Raw genomic sequence first — 228 nt, forward strand, 5'->3', positions numbered from 1 at the left:
GATCCCACGGGCCGCGTCTACCGTCTGCGCGCCGACGGCCGCCTCGACTGCCTGCTCTCGAACGGCGTGAGCCCGAACGGACTCGTGCTCGATCCGTCGGGCCGCGTGCTGTACGTGGCGATGACGCGCGACAACGCCGTCTGGCGCGTGCCGCTGCTCGACAATGGCGGCACCGCGAAAGTCGGGCGCTTCTGCTCGCTGTTCGGCACGAGCGGCCCCGACGGCCTG

1 protein-coding gene is annotated in these 228 nt (G+C 71.9%); it reads left to right on the forward strand.

Going from position 1 to position 228, the window contains the following annotated elements; genetic code table 11:
• Positions 1-228, forward strand: a 228-nt coding sequence (locus tag SB751_RS36105) for an SMP-30/gluconolactonase/LRE family protein (RefSeq protein ID WP_410749740.1), incomplete at both ends; no start/stop codon positions are given.

This window comes from Cupriavidus sp. SIMBA_020 (assembly GCF_046535395.1).
Classification (GTDB): domain Bacteria; phylum Pseudomonadota; class Gammaproteobacteria; order Burkholderiales; family Burkholderiaceae; genus Cupriavidus; species Cupriavidus campinensis.